Below are 990 nucleotides of genomic sequence, written 5' to 3' on the forward strand. Positions count from 1 at the left end.
CGGTAGCTGGCGCCGTTGATGGCGAGGATCTCGCAGTGGTGGAGGAGGCGGTCGATGATGGCGGTGGCCAGGACGTCGTCGCCGAAGACCTGGCCCCACTCGCTGAAACTCTTGTTCGAGGTCAGCAAGGTGGAGCCCTTTTCGTAGCGCTTGGAGAGCATCTGGAAGACGAGGTTGGCCTCGTCGCGCTCCAGCGGGAGGTAGCCGACCTCGTCGACCACGAGGACGCCTGGCCGCAGGTAGGTGCGGAGTTTGCTGGCCAGGCGGCCGATGGAGTCGGCGGCTTTGAGCTGGCGGACCATGTCGTCCAGGGTGGTGAAGTAGATCGTGTAGCCGGCCCGGCAGGCCGCGACTGCCAGGGCGACCGCGAGGTGCGTTTTTCCTACTCCCGGCGGGCCCAGTAGAGCAACGTTGGCCCTGGCCTCGACGAACGCGAGAGTGGCCAGGTCCTTGACCTTCCTGGGGTCGAGTTCGGGCTGGTAGGAGAAGTCGTACTCCTCGATCGTCTTGTAGTGCGGCAGCCGGGACAGCCGCAGGGCATGGCGGAAGCGGCGCTCTTCACGGACGGCGAGTTCTTCCTCCAGCACGAGGTCGAGGAAGTCGAGGTAGGCCATCTGGCCGGCGTCGGCCCGGCCGACGTGCTCGGCCAGCGACTGGGTGAGATGGGGCAGCCCGAGCTTGGTGGCGGTGGCGCGGATCCGGGCGGTGACCAGCTCGCTCAACGCATGTCCTTGGGGTCGATGGGGGCGGGGGTGAAGGGGCGGGTGCCGGTGATCTGGTCGTAGAGCGCCAGTGGCCGGGTGCCGACGTGGACGTGCGCGGCTCTGGCCCGGGTCAGCAGGGAGACGAGCCCGCCGGGCTCGGTGCCGGTGCGGGCCGGCCTGGCCGCGGGGGTGCCGGGATCGGTGGTAGTGGCGCGGGTGTGTCCGTCGGGCAGGCCCTGCCAGTGGGCCTCGTCCACGATGCGGGCGCCGCGTCCGACCGCGCGGG

The 990-nt window shown here is 69.7% G+C and carries 1 protein-coding gene and 1 pseudogene; both read right to left on the reverse strand.

From position 1 onward, the window contains the following. On the reverse strand, positions 1-722 hold a 722-nt coding region (gene istB / locus I8N67_RS41670; RefSeq protein WP_200309585.1), incomplete at its 3' end, for an IS21-like element helper ATPase IstB. Further along, a pseudogene (locus I8N67_RS41675) lies at positions 719-990 on the reverse strand (IS21 family transposase); the annotation flags it as partial. The pseudogene I8N67_RS41675 and the gene istB, both read right to left, overlap by 4 nt.

The organism is Streptomyces adelaidensis (genome assembly GCF_016598475.1).
In the GTDB taxonomy this organism is placed as follows: domain Bacteria; phylum Actinomycetota; class Actinomycetes; order Streptomycetales; family Streptomycetaceae; genus Streptomyces; species Streptomyces adelaidensis.